Source organism: Marinobacter sp. UBA2498 (assembly GCF_002341575.1).
GTDB classification, from domain to species: Bacteria; Pseudomonadota; Gammaproteobacteria; order Pseudomonadales; family Oleiphilaceae; genus Marinobacter; species Marinobacter manganoxydans.
The window spans coordinates 53,872-54,601 of sequence record NZ_DDOI01000059.1 but is presented as its reverse complement, the minus strand read 5'-3'; the positions used below and the strand labels follow the sequence as shown (position 1 = coordinate 54,601).

Genomic DNA, 730 nt, shown 5'->3' with positions numbered 1-730 from the left:
GGAATGCGGGCCACGCAGAGGTCTACTGCTTCACGGCCTCCGCAGCTTTGACTTTGACGTAGCTGCCGGGTGCGTCCTCAATCGCAGGAAGTTTCCCTTCGCCGGGGATGCGAGCCGGCACGTCGCCGTCTGAGAAACGGGCAATCCACTCGAGCCAGTGAGGCCACCAGGATCCCGGATGGTGTTCGGACTTCTCGAACCAGGCGTCTGCATCCGGCACCAGGGTGTCATTGGTCCAGTAGCCGTACTTTTCCTTGTAGGGCGGGTTGATCACGCCAGCGATATGGCCGGAGCCGGAGAGCACAAAGCGGACATCACCGCCGTGGGCCAGCGCCCCTTTGTAGGTGGTTTTCCATTTGGCGATGTGATCCTGTCTGGCGGAAAGGAAAAAAGAGGGTACATCGATTTCGGACAGGTTGATGGACTCGCCGAGCAGATTCAGGGAATCTGGCTTCACCAGACGATTATTCAGGTACATCTGTCGCAGATAGTAACTGTGCATTCGCGCTGGCAGGTTGGTGCCATCGGTGTTCCAGTAGAGCAGGTCAAAAGCCGCGGGCTTCTGGCCTTTAAGGTAGTTATTGGTCCAGAACGACCAGAACAGCTCGTTTTCTCTCAACAGGTTAAACGTGAACGCCATAGCGCGGCCGTCCAGGTAGCCCTTGCGCTCCAGCATTTTCTCAATACCCCGGATCGAGTGGTCGTTAATGAAGACACCGATTCCGCCAGG

1 protein-coding gene is annotated in these 730 nt (G+C 57.1%); it reads right to left on the bottom strand.

The window, feature by feature from the left end; all coding sequences use genetic code 11:
* Positions 1-22: 22 nt before the first annotated feature.
* Positions 23-730: PHA/PHB synthase family protein (locus tag B2W52_RS07470; protein WP_286802210.1), on the bottom strand; the 708-nt coding region annotated here is incomplete at its 5' end.